13 protein-coding genes are annotated in these 17,178 nt (G+C 51.4%); 10 read left to right on the top strand and 3 right to left on the bottom strand.

Annotation, left to right across the window (positions count from 1 at the left end; translation table 11 throughout):
• The first annotated feature begins 38 nt into the window (after window positions 1-38).
• Window positions 39-1,853, top strand: coding sequence for an ABC transporter ATP-binding protein (locus D6024_RS07745; RefSeq protein WP_121354004.1), 1,815 nt, complete (start codon window positions 39-41; stop codon window positions 1,851-1,853).
• 442 nt (window positions 1,854-2,295) lie between these two features.
• Here D6024_RS07745 and D6024_RS07740 read toward each other — a convergent pair whose 3' ends face one another.
• Window positions 2,296-3,132, bottom strand: a complete 837-nt coding sequence (locus D6024_RS07740) for a transketolase (RefSeq protein WP_121354003.1) — start codon at window positions 3,130-3,132, stop codon at window positions 2,296-2,298.
• Window positions 3,133-3,339: 207 nt separating this feature from the next.
• Here D6024_RS07740 and D6024_RS07735 point away from each other — a divergent pair, with 207 nt between their 5' ends.
• A complete protein-coding gene (locus tag D6024_RS07735; protein WP_121354002.1) occupies window positions 3,340-4,473 on the top strand; it encodes an MraY family glycosyltransferase in 1,134 nt (377 codons plus the stop codon).
• 59 nt (window positions 4,474-4,532) lie between these two features.
• Window positions 4,533-5,099: a ribosome recycling factor gene (frr, locus tag D6024_RS07730; protein ID WP_121354001.1), complete on the top strand. Its 567-nt coding sequence runs from the start codon at window positions 4,533-4,535 to the stop codon at window positions 5,097-5,099.
• A 123-nt stretch (window positions 5,100-5,222) separates the two neighbouring features.
• Here frr and D6024_RS07725 read toward each other — a convergent pair whose 3' ends face one another.
• Window positions 5,223-6,083 carry a DMT family transporter gene (locus tag D6024_RS07725; protein ID WP_162944620.1) on the bottom strand — a complete coding sequence of 287 codons (861 nt, stop codon included), beginning with the start codon at window positions 6,081-6,083 and terminating at the stop codon, window positions 5,223-5,225.
• A gap of 47 nt (window positions 6,084-6,130) precedes the next feature.
• Here D6024_RS07725 and D6024_RS07720 point away from each other — a divergent pair, with 47 nt between their 5' ends.
• The 4 genes from D6024_RS07720 to D6024_RS07705 all read left to right on the top strand — a co-directional run bounded on the left by D6024_RS07720 (window position 6,131) and on the right by D6024_RS07705 (window position 8,796).
• Window positions 6,131-6,874 carry a PPK2 family polyphosphate kinase gene (locus D6024_RS07720; protein WP_121354161.1) on the top strand — a complete coding sequence of 248 codons (744 nt, stop codon included), beginning with the start codon at window positions 6,131-6,133 and terminating at the stop codon, window positions 6,872-6,874.
• Window positions 6,875-6,937: 63 nt separating this feature from the next.
• Entirely contained in the window at window positions 6,938-7,324 is a 387-nt protein-coding gene (gene mscL, locus D6024_RS07715; protein WP_121353999.1) for a large conductance mechanosensitive channel protein MscL, read from the top strand.
• A gap of 151 nt (window positions 7,325-7,475) precedes the next feature.
• Window positions 7,476-8,258, top strand: a complete 783-nt coding sequence (locus D6024_RS07710) for a segregation and condensation protein A (RefSeq protein ID WP_121354160.1) — start codon at window positions 7,476-7,478, stop codon at window positions 8,256-8,258.
• 112 nt (window positions 8,259-8,370) lie between these two features.
• Window positions 8,371-8,796 (top strand): hypothetical protein, encoded by a 426-nt coding sequence (locus D6024_RS07705; protein ID WP_162944619.1) that lies wholly within the window; start codon window positions 8,371-8,373, stop codon window positions 8,794-8,796.
• Between the two features lie 27 nt (window positions 8,797-8,823).
• Here the strand turns inward: D6024_RS07705 and mfd are convergent, their stop codons facing one another.
• Window positions 8,824-12,243, bottom strand: coding sequence for a transcription-repair coupling factor (mfd, locus tag D6024_RS07700; protein WP_121353997.1), 3,420 nt, complete (start codon window positions 12,241-12,243; stop codon window positions 8,824-8,826).
• Between the two features lie 354 nt (window positions 12,244-12,597).
• Here mfd and D6024_RS07695 point away from each other — a divergent pair, with 354 nt between their 5' ends.
• The 3 genes from D6024_RS07695 to D6024_RS07685 all read left to right on the top strand — a co-directional run bounded on the left by D6024_RS07695 (window position 12,598) and on the right by D6024_RS07685 (window position 17,090).
• Window positions 12,598-15,594 (top strand): T9SS type A sorting domain-containing protein, encoded by a 2,997-nt coding sequence (locus tag D6024_RS07695; protein WP_121353996.1) that lies wholly within the window; start codon window positions 12,598-12,600, stop codon window positions 15,592-15,594.
• Between the two features lie 80 nt (window positions 15,595-15,674).
• Complete coding sequence (locus tag D6024_RS07690; RefSeq protein WP_121353995.1) at window positions 15,675-16,181, top strand: hypothetical protein; 507 nt, start codon at window positions 15,675-15,677, stop codon at window positions 16,179-16,181.
• Window positions 16,182-16,349: 168 nt separating this feature from the next.
• Window positions 16,350-17,090: a ferredoxin--NADP reductase gene (locus D6024_RS07685; RefSeq protein ID WP_121353994.1), complete on the top strand. Its 741-nt coding sequence runs from the start codon at window positions 16,350-16,352 to the stop codon at window positions 17,088-17,090.
• The last annotated feature ends 88 nt before the right edge of the window (window positions 17,091-17,178 follow it).

The following is a 17,178-nucleotide window of genomic DNA, read 5'->3' as shown; positions in this document are numbered from 1 at the left end:
TACTTTGCGCCTTTCCAAAACAGTGCCGCAGGCCGCCAATGAAGAAATACGCCAGAGTTTTCAATTATCTAAGCCGCTACAAAGCCGAAGCGTTCCTTTACATCGTATTTATTTTGCTTTCGATTGTTTTTTCCCTGGTGTCGCTGGGCATGCTGGCGCCTTTCCTGGAAATGATCTTCAACGGCAAAAAGATCGGCAGCGGCATGCTCGACGGAACCAACAATTCGGTGGTGAATTACATCCGTCAGTTCCTGCTCGACAGCATCAGCAAACGGGGCGCCGTTCCCACGCTTGGGATTATCTGCGTGCTGATCATCGTTTCGATTTTTTTCAAGAACCTGTTTCTTTACCTGGCCTATTTTATTCTCAACCCCTTAAAAAACAAGATCGTCAACCAGCTCCGCACCGAACTGTATGAAAAAGTGCTGCACCTGCCGATTGGTTTTTTTACCGAAAAACGCAAAGGCGACATCATCAGCCGCATCACCAACGACGTGAGCGAAGTGGAAGGGTCTGTTGTGGGAACACTGGAGGGATGGGTGCGTGACCCGCTGACGATCCTCTTTACATTGGCTACGCTACTGCTGATCAGTGTTAAACTGACCCTGTTTGTGCTGCTGTGCATTCCGGTAGTGGCGATTGTTTTGGGCCGAATCAGTCGCAGCCTGAAGAAGTCGTCGGCCGATGTCGCCAACCTGAACTCCGAATCCCTGTCTGTGCTGGATGAAACGCTTTCCGGTCTGCGGGTGATCAAGGCCTTCAATTCGGAGCCGCTGCTGCGCAACCGCTTTTTCTCCATCAACCACTCCCTTGTCAGGGCCAAAAACAAAATTGGTTACCGCCGCGACCTGGCCTCGCCGGTTTCGGAACTGATGGGAGTGATGATCTTTACCGCCATCCTGTATTTTGGCGGACGCCTGGTCTTGAGCGATAGCGTTGGCCTCACCGGCTCGCTGTTCATTGCCTACCTCGGGATTTTCTACCAGTTGATCAATCCGACCAAAACCCTGTCCACGTCGTTTAGCAACATGGCCCGGGGCACGGCTGCCATTGAACGGATTGAAGAAATCCTGCGAACAAAAAGTGCGATCGACGACAACCCCTCGGGAAAAAAGCTCGACAGCTTTGCACACAAGATCGAACTCCGCAACGTGGCCTTTGCCTACGACGGCGTGCCCATTCTGAAAAACATCAACGTGACCATTGAAAAAGGAAAGACGGTGGCTCTCGTTGGTTCTTCCGGTGCGGGTAAAAGCACGCTGGCCGACCTCATTCCCCGCTTTCACGACGTGAGTGGCGGTGAGTTGCTGATCGACGGCGTGAACATCAAAGAGTATTCGCTAAAATCCGTGCGGGATCATATCAGCATCGTTACGCAGGAACCGATCCTGTTCAACGATACGATCGATGCCAATATCCGTTTGGGCAAACAGGAAGCAGCCCAGGAAGAAATTGAGGAAGCGGCGAAAGTGGCCAATGCGTTCAACTTCATCACCAAAAAAGAAGCCGGCTTCAAGACCAATATCGGCGATCGCGGAACAAAGCTGAGCGGCGGCGAACGCCAGCGCCTGACCATTGCCAGGGCCATCGTTAAAAATCCGCCGATCCTGATCCTCGACGAGGCGACCTCCTCTCTGGATACCGAAAGCGAACGGCTGGTGCAGGACGCCATCAACAACATGATGCAAAACCGTACTTCCATCGTGATTGCCCACCGCCTTTCGACAATTCGCCATGCCGATGAAATTCTGGTGTTGCAAAAAGGCGAGATCGTGGAGAGGGGCACACACGAGGAATTGATTCAAAAACAAGGATATTATTACAGGCTGGTGCAGATGCAGGAAGTGAAGTAGCACCTCACCCCGGCCCTCGCCTCAAGGAGAGGGAACTTCTACGCACAGGGCCCGCTTGGGCAGGATTCTTATCTATCCGTAGAGACGCCATCCCTTGAAGGGATGGCGTCTCTTTTTGCCCGGCTGCGTTCCGAACGTTGAACGGAGCGCCGCAATGGAAGCTTCATGGCTATTCTGTCACTGATGACATAAAAAATATATCGCTCCTTCGGAGCTTCGTTCTCTTTTCTATGAGCATTTTCTATTAACAGGAGTCCCGCCGGGGCAAAAGAAAAAGCTGTTGGCGGGGACGCCAAACGGCAGCAAAAGCCTCCATCAGGATGACTGATGGAGGCTTTGAAGTATCGTGCAAAAGAAGGGGTCTGTGCGATGGAAAGCCCCTCCCTGGAGGGGTTTGGGGAGGCTTTTGAGACATCGAGGCGGCTTCCAGGGCTGGGTGCGGTCAATAATCACCCAGCGTTTCCGGCAATTGTGCCAGTGCTTTCGCCAGTTGTTCATCGTTGGGGGCTACACCGTGCCAGTTGTGATCGTTCTCCATAAATTCCACCCCTTTGCCCATGATGGTACGCATGATGATGGCGATGGGCTTACCCTTACCCACAAGCGATTTTGCTTCTTCCAGCGTGTGCACCACTTCGTCCATCTCGTTACCGTTCATCTCCAGGGTGTGCCAGCCGAAGGCTTCAAATTTTTCCCGCAGGTTGCCCAGGTCGTTGACCTTGTAGGTGGGACCGTCGATCTGCTGCCCGTTCCAGTCAATCGTGGCAATCAGGTTGTCCACGTTGTGGTTGGGCGCAAACATGATGGCCTCCCAGTTTTGGCCTTCCTGCAATTCACCGTCACCGTGTAGAGTATAGACCACGCTTTGGTCGTTGTTCAGCTTTTTCGCCAGGGCAACGCCAATGGCTACACTCATTCCCTGTCCCAGCGAGCCTGTGGCAATGCGCACACCCGGCAGTCCTTCGTGCGTGGTGGGGTGCCCCTGCAACCGGGAGTTGAGCTTGCGGAAGGTGGCCAGCTCCGCCGCATCGAAATAGCCGCTGCGGGCAAGCACCGAATAAAAAACCGGAGAGATGTGACCGTTGGAGAGGATAAAGACGTCCTGGTTGAGGGCATCCATATCAAACGGCTGTGGTGTGTGATGCATGATTTGGAAGTAGAGAGCTGTCAGAAAATCAGCACATCCCAGCGATCCGCCGGGGTGGCCACTGGCAGCGCCGTGAACCATACGAACAATGTCCCGTCTGACCTGCGAAGCGATTTCGGTAAGATTTGGCATAAATTTTTTATTGGTGCAAGGCCTTTTGCAAGACCGTTATCATGCGTTTTTGCCCTGCAAATGTGCGATCTTTTTTATTACAAAATATCATCTCAACTTATTACTTTTGCGTCTCAAGTATCATTGCAGAAGCCATGTACGTGAAGAACGCTAACCCGAAAAACGACTTTGCATGACACTGATTGTAACACTCCAAAACCCTGCAGTATGATGAATTTGTTGTTGGCTGGGTCTGTCTCTTTTGCCATTGCTTTCATTGCAATTCCCGCAATCATTAGAGTAGCCGATGAAAAAGGGTTGTTCGATGTACCCGATGCACGCAAGCTCCACACCAAGCCTATTGCCTCGCTGGGTGGTGTTGGTATCTTTATCGGTTTCCTGCTGTCGCTCCTGCTTTGCCTTTCGCTACAACAGGCGCCGGAGTTCCAATATTTTTATGCGGCCTTTGTGCTAATGTTCTTCCTGGGGATCAAAGACGACATCCTGATCCTTTCCGCTTCCAAAAAATTGCTGGGACAAATCGGGGCGGCTGCCATCATCATTCACCTGGCCGGTGTACGGATCGACAGCATGCACGGCTTCCTGGGAATTCATGAACTTCCCGAATACATCAGTTTTCCGCTGAGTTACCTGACCATCATCGTTATCGTGAATGCTTTCAACCTGATCGATGGGGTCGACGGCCTGTCGAGCAGCCTGGGTATCCTGACCACGGCCCTCTTCGGCACCTACTTTGCCATGGCCCACATGCCTGCCTATGCAGTACTCTCTTTTGGACTGACCGGTGCCCTTTGCGCCTTCCTGGTGTATAATTTTCATCCCGCCAAAGTTTTCATGGGCGACTCCGGCTCGCTGCTTCTTGGACTTGTCAATGCCATTTTGGTCATTAAGTTCATTACGGTGGCCGACTCCCTTAACGGTAGTTTCCCTATTACGTCTTCGGTTGCCATTGGTTTTTCCATCCTGATCGTACCCCTCCTCGACACGATGCGGGTTTTCAGCGTCCGGATTTCGAAGGGCCGTTCGCCGTTTTCGGCCGACCGCAACCACATTCATCACCTGTTACTGGACCGTGGCTTTAACCACAGCCAGGTTACCATGATCTGTCTCCTGATGAACGTATTTTTCGTGGCGCTTGCCTATGCGGGCCGCTCCATGGGCACAACTGTGCTACTCAGCCTCATGATCGGAAGCTCGTTTGCGTTGATTGCCGTTTTAAAATACTGGAAAAAGCGGCCGGTACTCGTGGTGGCCAGTTCTTCCTACACGCAGGCCACCGAAGGCCAGGGCACCAAAATCGTTGCCTTTAAAAACGAGGAAGCCGCCGTGGCCGAGCAATAAAGATGACCTCCTTTTAGCTGCTTCTTCCTTAGCTTTGCGCTACCAAAAAATCAAAACGTATGTCAACAGAAGACGTGTCGTCAATCTTTTCATTTGCTGAAGATTCCATGAAGAAAGCCATCAGTCACCTCGAGGCTGAACTGGGAAAAATACGGGCTGGAAAGGCCAACCCGCAAATGCTGGATGGTATCAGCGTTGATTATTATGGTTCTCCCATGCCCATCAGCCAGGTTGGCAACATTACGGTGCTCGATGCCCGTACGCTGAGCATTCAGCCCTGGGAAAAAAACATGCTCCACCCCATTGAAAGAGCCATCATCAATTCGAATATCGGCATCAACCCCCAAAACGACGGGAACATCATCCGCATGTTTCTTCCACCACTGACCGAAGAACGCCGCCGCGAGCTGGTGAAGCGTTGCCAGGGAGAAGGCGAGCATTCCAAGGTAGCAATCCGTAACATTCGCCGCGATGCCATCGAAAACATTAAAAAAGCACAGAAAAACGGCCTGAGCGAAGACGCCGCCAAAGACGCCGAAGAAGAAGTCCAGGAACTGACCAACCACCATATTTCCCTGGTCGACAAACACCTTCAATCGAAAGAAAAAGAGATCATGTCGGTGTAGAAAAGTGCACGAGTTTACAAGCTCACGTGTCTTTAGTCTGCACCATTATGGACGCTTGATAAAAAAACAGCTTTTCACCAGTGGAAAGCTGTTTTCGTTTACACCAACTTGTGAACGCGTCAACTATTTATTTGCCAGGTAAACACCGCCCAAAATAATTCCAAGACAGACCACCGTCACCGGGCCAACCTGCTCACCGTCCAGCAGGCCCCAGAAGATTGCCACCACGGGTATGGCATAGGTAACCAGGGAGGCAAACAGGCCGCCCGCTTTTTTGATGAGAATATAATACAGGGTCGTGGCGGCTGCACTACCCATGACGCCCAATGTAACCGTTGCCAGGATACTTTGCCGCATGGCGGCCGTTGCAAAGGAGACCGGGTGAAAATAAAGCAGCACACTGGTCGGCAGCAACAGCGAAGCGATGGAAACCGTTGCCATTTGAAATGGATCGATGCCTTTTAAATAGGTGGTAATAAGGTTGACATTTAAGCCATAGAAAACAGTGGCCAGAAGAATGAGCAGCATAAAACCGATCCCGCTGAGCGTGACCGGTCCTTTGGCCAGGCTCAAAAGCACCAGCCCGGCGAACCCGATCAAAACCCCGATGACCTTTTTTGCCGGAACGGTTTTGCGAAAAAACAGTGCGCCGATCAAGATCACAAAAAGCGGAGTCAATGAATTCAGGATACCCGCCAGGGCACTTTCCGTCTGTCGCTGGATGGCAATGCCAAAGAGGAAAGCCGGAAATAAGTTGCCCAGGATTCCGGTAAGAACGATCAGTGGCAGCTTGCGGCGCGGAATACGGCGAAGAAAAAACACGGCAAAGGGAAAAAAGACCATTGCTGCAGAAAAAATCCGGACAGTCCCGATTTGCCAGCCGGTTAAGGTCTTCGCTCCTTCTTTCATCAAAATAAACGAACTTCCCCAAACCAGCGCAAGGACAATGAACAAACCCCAGTTGGCTGTTTTTTGATTGGACATGGGCTGCAAAAGTGCACCTGCTTTTTCATTTAAAACAAGAAATCTTTATGGCCATTCTGACCGCTATCCCAACCCGCTCGCCCAAAGAAATTTCCAAGGACGAAACAAAAGAAAAAACGGCTAAACTGCATGAGCAACTCGACGATCTGCAGAACCGCCTTTATGCCGAAAGCAAGCACGCCGTGCTGGTGGTTATCCAGGGCATGGATGCCAGCGGCAAGGATGGCGCCATTAAGAATGTTTTCACCGGTCTCAATCCGCAGGGTGTGTCGGTGAAGGGCTTTAAGGCGCCGACGGAAGAAGAGTTGAGTCATGATTTTTTGTGGCGCATTCACCGGTATGCCCCGCCGAAAGGAATGATCCAGGTTTTCAACCGGAGCCATTACGAAGACGTGCTGGTAACCCGGGTGCATGGCTGGTGCGACGACCAAACAGCACAAAAACGATTCAAAGCCATCAACGATTTTGAACGACTGCTGGCAGAACACAACAACACAACCATTTTGAAATTTTATCTCCACGTTTCTCCGGAACGGCAAATGGAGCGGCTGCAGGAAAGAACGCAGGACCCGGCAAAAGGCTGGAAGTACAATGCAAAGGATTTTGAAGAAGCAAAGCTCTGGGACAAATACAGGGCTGCCTACGAAGATGTCTTCACGTATTGCAACGAGATTCCCTGGACCATTGTACCGGCTGATCATAACTGGTACAAGGAATACATCATTGCACAAAAGATAACCGATGCGCTGGCCGCACTGAACATGCAATATCCTGCCCCGGAAGAAAAATAGGGACGCCTCTCTGAACTGTCCTCTAACTGTATTACATTCGGAAACAAACCAAAAACCTTCGTTATGGGATTTGTCAAAGAATTCAAGGAGTTTGCCCTCAAAGGCAACGTTGTTGACCTGGCCATTGCCGTAATCATCGGCGGTGCTTTCGGCGCCATCGTTACCTCGCTGGTAGAAAACATCATTACCCCGCTGATACTGGCGCCCCTGCTGGAAAAAGCCGGCCTTAAAAATCTCGAAGAACTTTCGTGGGGTGCTGTTAAATACGGCAAGTTTTTAGCAGCCGTCATCAGCTTTATCATTATTGCCTTATCCCTGTTTCTCCTGATCAAAGGCATGAACAGCCTGAAACGCAAAAAAGAAGTAGCCGCGGCCGAACCGGCTGCACCGGAGTACACGCTGCAGGAAAAGCTGCTGATGGAGATCCGCGATTCGCTGAAACAACGCTAGCGGCTGCCGGGTACCGTTTCCAAATTTCCCGGCACGGGCGCCGGCTTTCGTCTTTTATTGAAAAGAGCCAGGGCGCCGCTTTTGCGAAAGAAACCCTATTTTTGACTTGTCCCGCCTGCGCAGGCGGGACTTTCTTTTAATTTTCAAGCCTGTGAGTTCAACCTACCAAATCAGATTACCCCAGTTTGAAGGTCCGTTCGACCTGCTCCTTTTCTTTATCGAAAGAGACGAACTGGATATTTATAATATCCCGATCACAAAGATCATCAACGACTTCCTGGCCTTCATTCACCAGCAGGAGACTCTCAACATTGAATTGAGCAGTGAGTTTATCCTGTTCATCTCGACGCTGATGCGCATCAAGGCAAAAATGTTGCTGCCGCGCAAAGAGGTGGATGCCCAAGGCAACGAGATCGACCCCCGCCAGGAACTCGTGGACAAGATTCTCGAATACAAAAAATACAAAGAGGCCGCGGCGGAAATGACCCTGCTGGAGGCGGAACGACAGTTGATGGTGAAGCGGGGCAATATCCAGAAAGAGCTATCGCAGATTGGCGAAGAGGCCAGCGAAGGCACCGAAGTGCAAACCATCACGTTGTTCAAACTCATGAAAGCCTTTGAACGGGTGATGCAGCGCTACCAGGACCGCATGAACAAGCCCATTCACACAGTGGTTCGCTACAACTACAGCATGGAAACAAGCCGCAACGACATGATTGCACTGGCCCAAAGCCAGCGTACCCTTTCGTTTGAAAAAGTGTTTGAAAAAGTGGAGAACCGGGTGCATGCCATCTTCCTGTTTCTATCGATGCTGGAACTGGTGCAGGGAAGATTCCTGCGCATCATGATTGGTGAGGGCCGCAATAATTTCATTGTGGAATACAACGAAACCGAAGAAGGCCTGACCGACGAAGAGCATATGCGCCTTTTATAAATATTTCAGCGTTCCAACACGAATGAGGGCGGCACTGCGTACAAACACGCAACGCCGCCTTTTTTTTGTAAAAACGGCAAACAGTTTCTACCTTTTGCCAAATTTTTCCACGATGGAAAATCAGAACATACTGCGCATTGTCTTGAGTCTTGCGATTGTTGCTGCCTTCTTCCTGCAGTTGAGCACCCTACCCATTTATGGAACCAACCTGAGTGCCTGGAGCCTGCTCACCGAAGGCTTCGGAAGCATGGGCCGGTTTACGTCAACCCAACTGGTTACGTTTATCTGCCTGCTGATTGTGTTTTTGTGTGTGGTCGCCAATCTCGTACTCGCCATTTTGCGCAAAAAAACATCCGTCCTGTTTAACCTGTTTCCCTTGCTGGCGATTATCGCCATCATTGTCTTTACCATGACCCAGTCGAAGGAAAATGTTGCGGAAACGCTGCAGTCGTTTGGTACCGGCTTCTACATCATGTTCATTGGTTCGTTCCTGCTGCCGTTTACCAGCATTGCCGTCACCAATGCCGCCAACGCATAAAATGCGGTTTTGAACATTTAGCGAGATTTATTCCTGCACTGTTGCCGCCGGCGCTTTTGTGACGGTCGTATGCATCCGTCCCAAAAACTGGTGTACATCCTGCATGTCTTTCACCGGTTCGGCTACGATCATAAACAGTTTTCCCACCTGCTTTAACCGGGCTTTGTTTGTGCCGGTTTGCAAATACGACAGGATGCGGTTGAAGGTTTCCGATTCAAAATACGGCGAATCCGGACGGTTGATGAAGTAACATTTGAGCGAGTCGTTTTTCAGGATCAGTCGTTCGAATCCCAATTCCACGGCCAGCTTGCGGCAACGAACAGTGACAAACAATTCCTGCACGGGCGGTGGCAGGGGACCAAAGCGATCGGTCAGCTCCACTTCCATGGCCTGCAATTCTTCTTCGGTTTCGCAGTTATCGAGGCGGGAGTAAAGCGAAAGACGTTCCGTAATATTTTCCACGTAATCGTCGGGGATCAGGATCTCCAGGTCGGTATCGATGGTGCAATCCTGCACAAAATCATCCTGCCGGGAAATTTCTTCTTTGAACAGTTCCTTGAATTCGGTGCGCTTCAATTCCTTGATGGCTTCGGCAAGTACCTTCTGGTACATCTCGAAACCGATTTCGGCCATAAAACCGCTTTGTTCGCCACCGAGTAAGTTACCGGCACCGCGGATGTCAAGGTCACGCATTGCGATCTGGAAACCGCTTCCCAATTCACTGTGTTGCTCCAGCGTTTGCAGGCGCTTACGGGAATCGGTTGGCAAGGTGCTCATCGGCGGCGCCAGGAGATAGCAGAAGGCCTTTTTGTTGCTGCGTCCCACACGGCCGCGCAACTGGTGGAGGTCGCTGAGGCCAAACTGGTGCGCATTGTTCACGATGATGGTATTCACGTTGGGAATGTCCACACCGCTTTCCACGATATTGGTACATACGAGCACGTCGTATTTCCTGTCAATAAAATCCATGATGCGCTCTTCCAACTCGTGCCCTTCCAACTGGCCGTGTGCCCAGCCGATGGTTAAATCAGGACAAAGGCCCTGGATGATGGCAGCCATTTCGGCCAAACCCTGGATTCGGTTGTGAATAAAGAAGGCCTGCCCGCCACGTTCGGTTTCAAAATAGATCGCATCGCGGATAAAATCCTGGTTGAAGACCCGCACCTCCGTCTGGATCGGCTGCCGGTTCGGCGGCGGCGTGTTGATGATGGAAAGGTCTCTTGCCCCCATCAAACTGAATTGCAGCGTACGCGGAATGGGCGTTGCCGTCAGTGTCAGCGCATCGATATTGGTACGCAGCGTTTTAATTTTTTCCTTGTGGGCCACACCAAACTTCTGTTCTTCGTCGATGACTAGAAGGCCAAGGTTTTTGAACTTGACTTCTTTTCCAAGAATAGCATGCGTTCCTACGAGGATGTCGATCTTTCCTTCTTCGAGTTTCTTCAGCGTTTCTTTTTTCTCCTTTGCCGACTTAAAGCGGTTGATATAATCCACCGTTACGGGAAAATCTTTCAGGCGTTCGCTGAAGGTTTTGTAGTGCTGGAAGGCAAGAATGGTCGTCGGTACCAGCACGGCGGCCTGCTTTCCATCCACGACGGTTTTGAAGGCGGCACGCACGGCAATTTCCGTTTTTCCAAAACCCACATCACCGCACACGAGGCGGTCCATGGGTGAGGGCGACTCCATGTCTTTCTTTACATCCAGCGTCGCCTTGCTTTGATCCGGCGTGTCTTCGTAAATGAACGAGGCTTCGAGCTCGGTTTGCAGGTAGTTGTCAGGGGTATGCTGAAATCCGTTTTGCGCCTTGCGTTGCGCATAAAGCTTGATCAGGTCAAAGGCGATCTCCTTGACTTTGGTCTTGGTTTTTTCTTTCAACCGGTTCCAGACGTCGGAGCCCAGCTTGTTGACCTTCGGCACGGAGCCCTCCTTGCCCGTGTACTTGGCAATCTTATGCAGCGAGTTGATGTTGACGTACAGAATGTCCTTGTCCTTGTAGATCAGCCGGACGGCTTCCTGCATTTTGCCCGCCACTTCTATTTTCTGCAGACCGCTGTACACACCGACGCCGTGATCGATATGGGTCACGTAGTCGCCGGGCTGCAATTCACGCAGGGCTCGAAGTGTCAGCGCCTTGTTTTTGTTGTAGGCCTGCTTGACCCTGTATTTATGATAGCGCTGGAAGATCTGGTGATCGGTGTAGCAAACGATCTTCAGGTCTTCGTCGATAAAGCCTTCATGAATGGACGTGGCAATCGGGTTGAACTGGATTTCTTCCTTCAGGTCGTTGAAGATGGTGTATAGCCGTTCGAGCTGCTTGGGGTTTTCGGCAAAGATGTTCAGTTCAAACCGTTTGGCCTCCCAGCTTTTCAGGTCGTTGATCAGAAAATCGAACTGGCGGTTGAAGGCCGGCTGGCTTTTGGTGGCAAAGCCAATTTCGGTATGAAACTGCTCCGGTTTCTCGTATCCAAAATAAAGGACGGACCGGTTCCGGAGGTCGTCGAAAAAATTGGCGGCGGAAATAAACTCTTCGCGTTTCACATCCTTTTTCACCAGCTTGTCGTCCGCTTCTTCGTCGGCCGGTTTGCTGGTTGTTTGAACGGTGGAAAGAAACAGGTCTACTTCTTCTTCCGTGTTCAGTAATTTTTCCCGCAGCAGGTCTTCGTCCTGGATCCACACCACGGTGTTCTCCGGGAGAAACTGCAGCAGCGAAACCTTCTCCTCTTCTTCAAACTGCGTTTCCACGTTGGGAATGATGCTGACCTGCAACAGGCGTCGCTCACTCAGTTGTGTTTCCGGGTCGATGATGCGGATCGAGTCCACATCATTGCCAAACAACTCAACCCGGTAGGGTTTTTCGTTGCCAAACGAATAAATATCCAGGATGCCGCCCCGTACGGCAAACTGCCCTGGCTCGTAGACAAAGTCGGTCCGCTCAAAGCCATAATCCACCAGCCGCGCATACAGCCCGTCGGGATCGATTTCATCACCAGCTTTCAGGTGAATGATATTCTCGGAAATGGCTTTGGAAACCACCACCTTTTCGGCCACGGCTTCGGGATAGGTCACGAGGGCTCCCACCCTGTTGCCCAGTTGCGACGAAAACTTCGTCAACGCCTCGGTGCGCAGCATGACGTGCGATGAATTGAGCAGGCGGTAATTCTTGCGGTTTTTAAACGACGAGGGAAAATAGTAAATGTTGATTGCGTCGGTCAGGTTCTCCAGCGTGTTCTGAAAATATGCGGCATCTTCGGCATCGTTGCAGATAAACACATGGTTCAACTGCGAACAGGATGAATGAAGGAAAATACCGGCGGCAACAAACTGCGATGAACTGCCAAACAATCCCTGCAACCAGATCTTTTGCGGCTGGGCATAACTGAGCTTGTCCGCTACTTGAAAAAGGCGGGGGTCGGCTTTGTATTTTTCCAGTAAAACACCTGCGCTCATTCGGCTCGTCCTTTCTTTGCTCGGGGTAAAGGGTGCAAAGATAGCGCCTGAACAAGTGGAAGAAATAACTGTTGCTTTATTGTCTTGTTAAGAGGAAGGACTTCAATGCGTTGACCCGCGGCGTTTCACAGCCTCCTGACCAACAAGAGAAATGAGACCGGCCAGGCAAAAGGGAATTTGTTTTAACATATATTTTTTTGAACGATTTTGCATTGTTGCCAACGGTCGCTTTCGGTCTGCGCATCTTGTTGTAAATTCAGCGTTCTGAAACAAGGAAATGCAGGGTAAGGCTGGCCGCTGAAAAATATCATGCATCTCATTGCCTAAAAAAAATTATAACCTACACCCCAAAACATGAAAATCAGAATTACCCTCCTTGTCACTGCTGTGGTAACCGCTGCTCTTTTGTTTTTTCTGGTCCCGTTTGCAAAAAAAGGAAGCACTTTCCCGGAGAGGGAAGAAGAGGAAGACGAGGCACCTGCCGAATTCCTACAGGCCCGCATGAAATATGAATATGATTTGCTCAAAGACCCGCGAACCGGCAAAATCCCCGAAGGTATTTTTTCGCAGGAAAAAGCATTTGCGCGGACGTTACCCGTTCGGAGTTCCGGTGATGTGGCACCCACAGGCGTAAACGGCACCAGCCGGATGGAGGTTCTCAACAGTTATATTCCGGCGGGCCCCAACAACATTGGCGGCCGCACGAGGGCAATGAAATACGATGCCCGCTTTGCCACGACCCGTGTCATCATTGCCGGTTGTGTCAGCGGCGGCATCATGCGCTCGGCCGATGGCGGCAATTCATGGACCCTGGTAACTCCGCAAAACGAAATTCATAACCTTACGGCTTTGGCACAGGATCCACGTCCTGGTTTCCAGGATACCTGGTATGCCGGCGGTGGCGAACCATACGGAAATACAGCAACCGAGATCGGCGCCGTGTACATGGGTTACGGGATCTGGAAATCAATCGACAACGGGGTAACCTGGGCACGCCTGCCGATGAACACCATTACCGATATCAACGGAACCGTTTTACCGGGAGGTGCGCTGGAAGCCTTCGACAACCCGTTCGACTATGTACACCGCATCCGCATCAACCCGGCAAACGGTGATGTCTACATTGCCGCACACCGCCGCCTGTTGCGGACTTCGAATGGCGGTGCCACTTTTCAAACCGTATTTGGCGGCACACAGGGCGCCTTTGCCACCACAGGCCAGATGGACCTCGACATTGCCAACAACGGTACGGTTTACCTGGCCGTGAACGGCGGTTTTCCGGAACAAAGCCTCAGGGGAGTTTGGGTGTCTCCAACGGGCAACCTGAATTCCTATACCCGCATTGCAGGCGGACAAACGCTGGGTGTGGATTCGGTAGCGAACTGGAGGGCCAATTCTTATGAAATCGATGCCACTCTTAATGCCGTCGGGCCCAAACGCATCCTGATTTCCCTGGCACCGTCCAACAACAACGTTGCCTATGTTTTTTACGAAAATGGACTGAGCAGTGATGCCGTGGCCTCGGGTGGCGACCTGAAACCGGAAGCAGATTTGTTCCGCCTGGACGTCAATGGCTCTACCTACACCTGGACAAACCGCTCGGCCAATATGCCCGATATCCTGGGCGGCAATTTGAGTGGCTCCGATCCCCTGTCAGTTCAGGGCGGTTACGATATGGAAGTAACGGTGAAACCCGACAACCCCAACGTCGTTTTTGTGGGTGGCACGAACCTCTACCGCTCCACCGACGGTTTTGCCACGACGGCCAACACAGCCTGGATCGGCGGTTATGCCACTACGTTCTCCTACTCGCAATACGCCAATTCGCATTCCGATATTCACCGGCTGGTGTTCAGTCCTGCCAATCCCAGCCAGGCAATTTGCGCCAACGACGGCGGCATCCAGGAAACCACGGACGTCATGGCCGCAACCGTGGCCTGGCGAATGATCCCGAACTATCAAACGCTGCAGTGTTACAATGTTGCCATCGATCCGACGGTGGGCCGAAACAATTTTGCTTCAGGCTCACAGGACAATGGTGTTCGCTTCCGCGATAAAACCGGTGTGCTGGGCACGGCACCCGCCGATAGCAACAACCACCGGCTCCTGTTCAGTGCCGATGGTACCTACGTCGGTATTTCGCAGGACAACAGCGGGACACAATACATTTATGAGTCGATCCAGTTTGGCCGCCTCTACAGGGCAAGGATTGCCAACCCTTTTCAGGGCGGAACCGAAATTACCCCTTCGGGCCTGACGACGTCGCAGCAGGGACAAAGCACCGATGAAAACCAGTTTGGCGAATTTGTGACCAACCTGCGGCTGGAGTCCGATAATTCAGGAAACCTTTATTACGTTAACTTCAACCGCCTGTTCCGGACAACCAATGCCGGTGCGGTTACCTCCAGCAACTGGACGGAAATGACCGGCGTATCGTCAACGGTTGACCCAACCGATCCAACAAGCGGCCGCAACGTAGGCATCCGGGGCATTGGCTACAGCCGTGGCCCCTATGTCAGCAGCCACACGCTTTATATGGGCACCACAAACGGAAAGATTTACCGCCTGGATGACCCGCAAAATGCGGCACCAACCACACATCCGGTCAACATTACGCCTTCCGGCCTGACGGGTAATGTGCAGGATATTGCCGTTAATCCCAACAACGACGACGAGGTGATTGCCGTGGTATCGAACTATAACGTAGTCGGAATCTGGTGGACCAAAAACGGTAAATCGGCTACACCAACCTGGAAAAACGCGGAGGGAAACCTTACCCTTCCTTCGTTCCGCAGTTGCGCTATCGTGGTAAAGAAAGATGCGTCGAACCAGCCGGTCACGGAATATTATGTCGGCACCTCGATTGGTCTTTACAGCACCTCCAACCTGGGAACGGTGCTGGATGCCGGTCAGTCCCCGGTGTGGCAGCGGGAAGGTGGCAGCCTGTTGAATTATTCCGTGGTCACCTCCCTGGCTTACCGGCCGGCCGATAACGTTTTACTGGTCGGCACCCATGGAAATGGGATGTTTTACACCTTCCTGGGAACACCCAACTTTACCCCCAACCTGAACACGGGAATTACACCGGTCACCAATGACCGGAGCTTTATCCGGACCGTGTATCCAACCGCATCGTCCAGTGATGTGCAGTACCAGACCGGCAACCAAACCGGAGTTCGGAAAATAATGGTGCAGGTGCTCAACATGAAAGGGCAGGTGATGTTCCAGGAATCAAGGGGCTACCAAAGCGGCTCTGTTCCGCTGCAGCGCCTGTCGGCAGGGGTTTATATTCTGAACATCCTCAGCGACGACAACAAGTACAGGCACGTACAAAAAATCATTCGTCAGTAACAACTGTTAAAACCCTCTTTAACCGGAGGGTTTTTCATTCGACCTTTAGTGAAAAAACCGTTTTAAAACATCAAAGAAGTATGAAAGCATTGTTTTTCTTTTTTACCATTCTCACCGTAGGTCTTTCCTGTTCAGCGCAAAGCAAGGGAACCATAAAGCTGTATGGATATTCACAAGTTGTTTCGGGCGGAAAGGCACCCGAGCCAAATGACAAAGGGTTGCGGGTCAGCAGGGGAACTGCCAAAAACTATTTCCTGTACGCGGAATCGCCGGGCCGCATTTACCCAAGCGAACTCTGGGTAGACGGCACCCGTTATGGCGTTACGATCAAGACCATAAATGAAACACCGGTTGAGTACGGTGACGAGGCCAATATTGGCTCACCGAAAAAAGTGCTTGTCCCCAAAACTTCACAAAACGTGGTGCAATTGATCCCCATTGCGGCGACCGAAAGCAAGGCGCCGAGTGCCAAAGCAAAGAGCCTTGCCCGCAGTGCAGCACTGGTGGTAGTCTACAAGAAAGGAAGCAAGTTTTATTACCAAACCCTTTCTCGCCTTTCAAGTCTGGCGCCGGGGAACCGGTTATAAAAGAGAAGGGCCGGTAAGAATACCAGCCCTTTAACCTAAACCGTCCGACTAAAATATTTTAAGGCGTTAATTTCTGCGTTTTAGTTTTCAACTACTGTGCCAAGACCCGTTTTTTGTGGAAAACTTTCAGAATTACGCATTTTCCGTACATTGGCATAAAACCACCTCATGGCACTGCAACCCTGGCGAAAAGGCATTGTGACCCGTATTGAAAATGAAACCGACAATACCCGCCGGTTTTGGATTCAAGTCCCTGAGTTGCAGTCATTTGATTTTCTACCCGGGCAATTTGTGACGCTGGATTTACCCATCGACGAGAAACCGGCGAGACGTCTCCGCAGTTATTCCATCGCCTCCTGGCCCGACGGCACCAATGTATTCGAGCTCCTAATTGTGCACCTTGAAGGAGGGGTCGGCTCAACCTACCTTTTCAACGAGGTGACCGTGGGCTCCGGGCTCACCCTTCGCGGTCCGCAGGGGGTATTCACCCTTCACGAGCCACTGGACCGTGATCTTTATTTTATCTGCACAGGTACCGGCATTGCGCCGTTCCGAAGCATGGTACACTACATTTACGAGCACCAGATCCCGCACCCGGACATCCATTTGATCTTTGGCACCCGCACACAGAAAGACCTGCTTTATGCCAGCGAACTGAAAGAGCTGGAATCGAAAATGGAAGGCTTTCATTTTGTTCCGACTCTTTCCCGCGAAAAATGGAACGGCCAAAGCGGTTATGTGCACGACGTGTATGAAACCCTGGTGAAGGAAAAGAAGAATGGCAATGCAGCGCCGCCGCCGGCGCAATTTTTCCTGTGTGGCTGGAAGGCCATGATCAGCGAAGCCAAACAACGTATCCAGGAATTGGGGTACGACCGGAAAGCCATTCACCAGGAGTTGTACGGGTAAGCCACGACCGATTTTTTTCAACTTTTTTTTATTGCAGAACACATCCCGCCAGGAGCCATGGCTGCTGATTAGAATCAGCAGCAGGGCT

Origin of the sequence: Flavisolibacter nicotianae (genome assembly GCF_003628535.1) — a bacterium.
GTDB classification, from domain to species: domain Bacteria; phylum Bacteroidota; class Bacteroidia; order Chitinophagales; family Chitinophagaceae; genus Flavisolibacter; species Flavisolibacter nicotianae.
The sequence above is the reverse complement of the archived record's forward strand: the minus strand, read 5'-3'. Positions and strand labels throughout refer to the sequence as shown.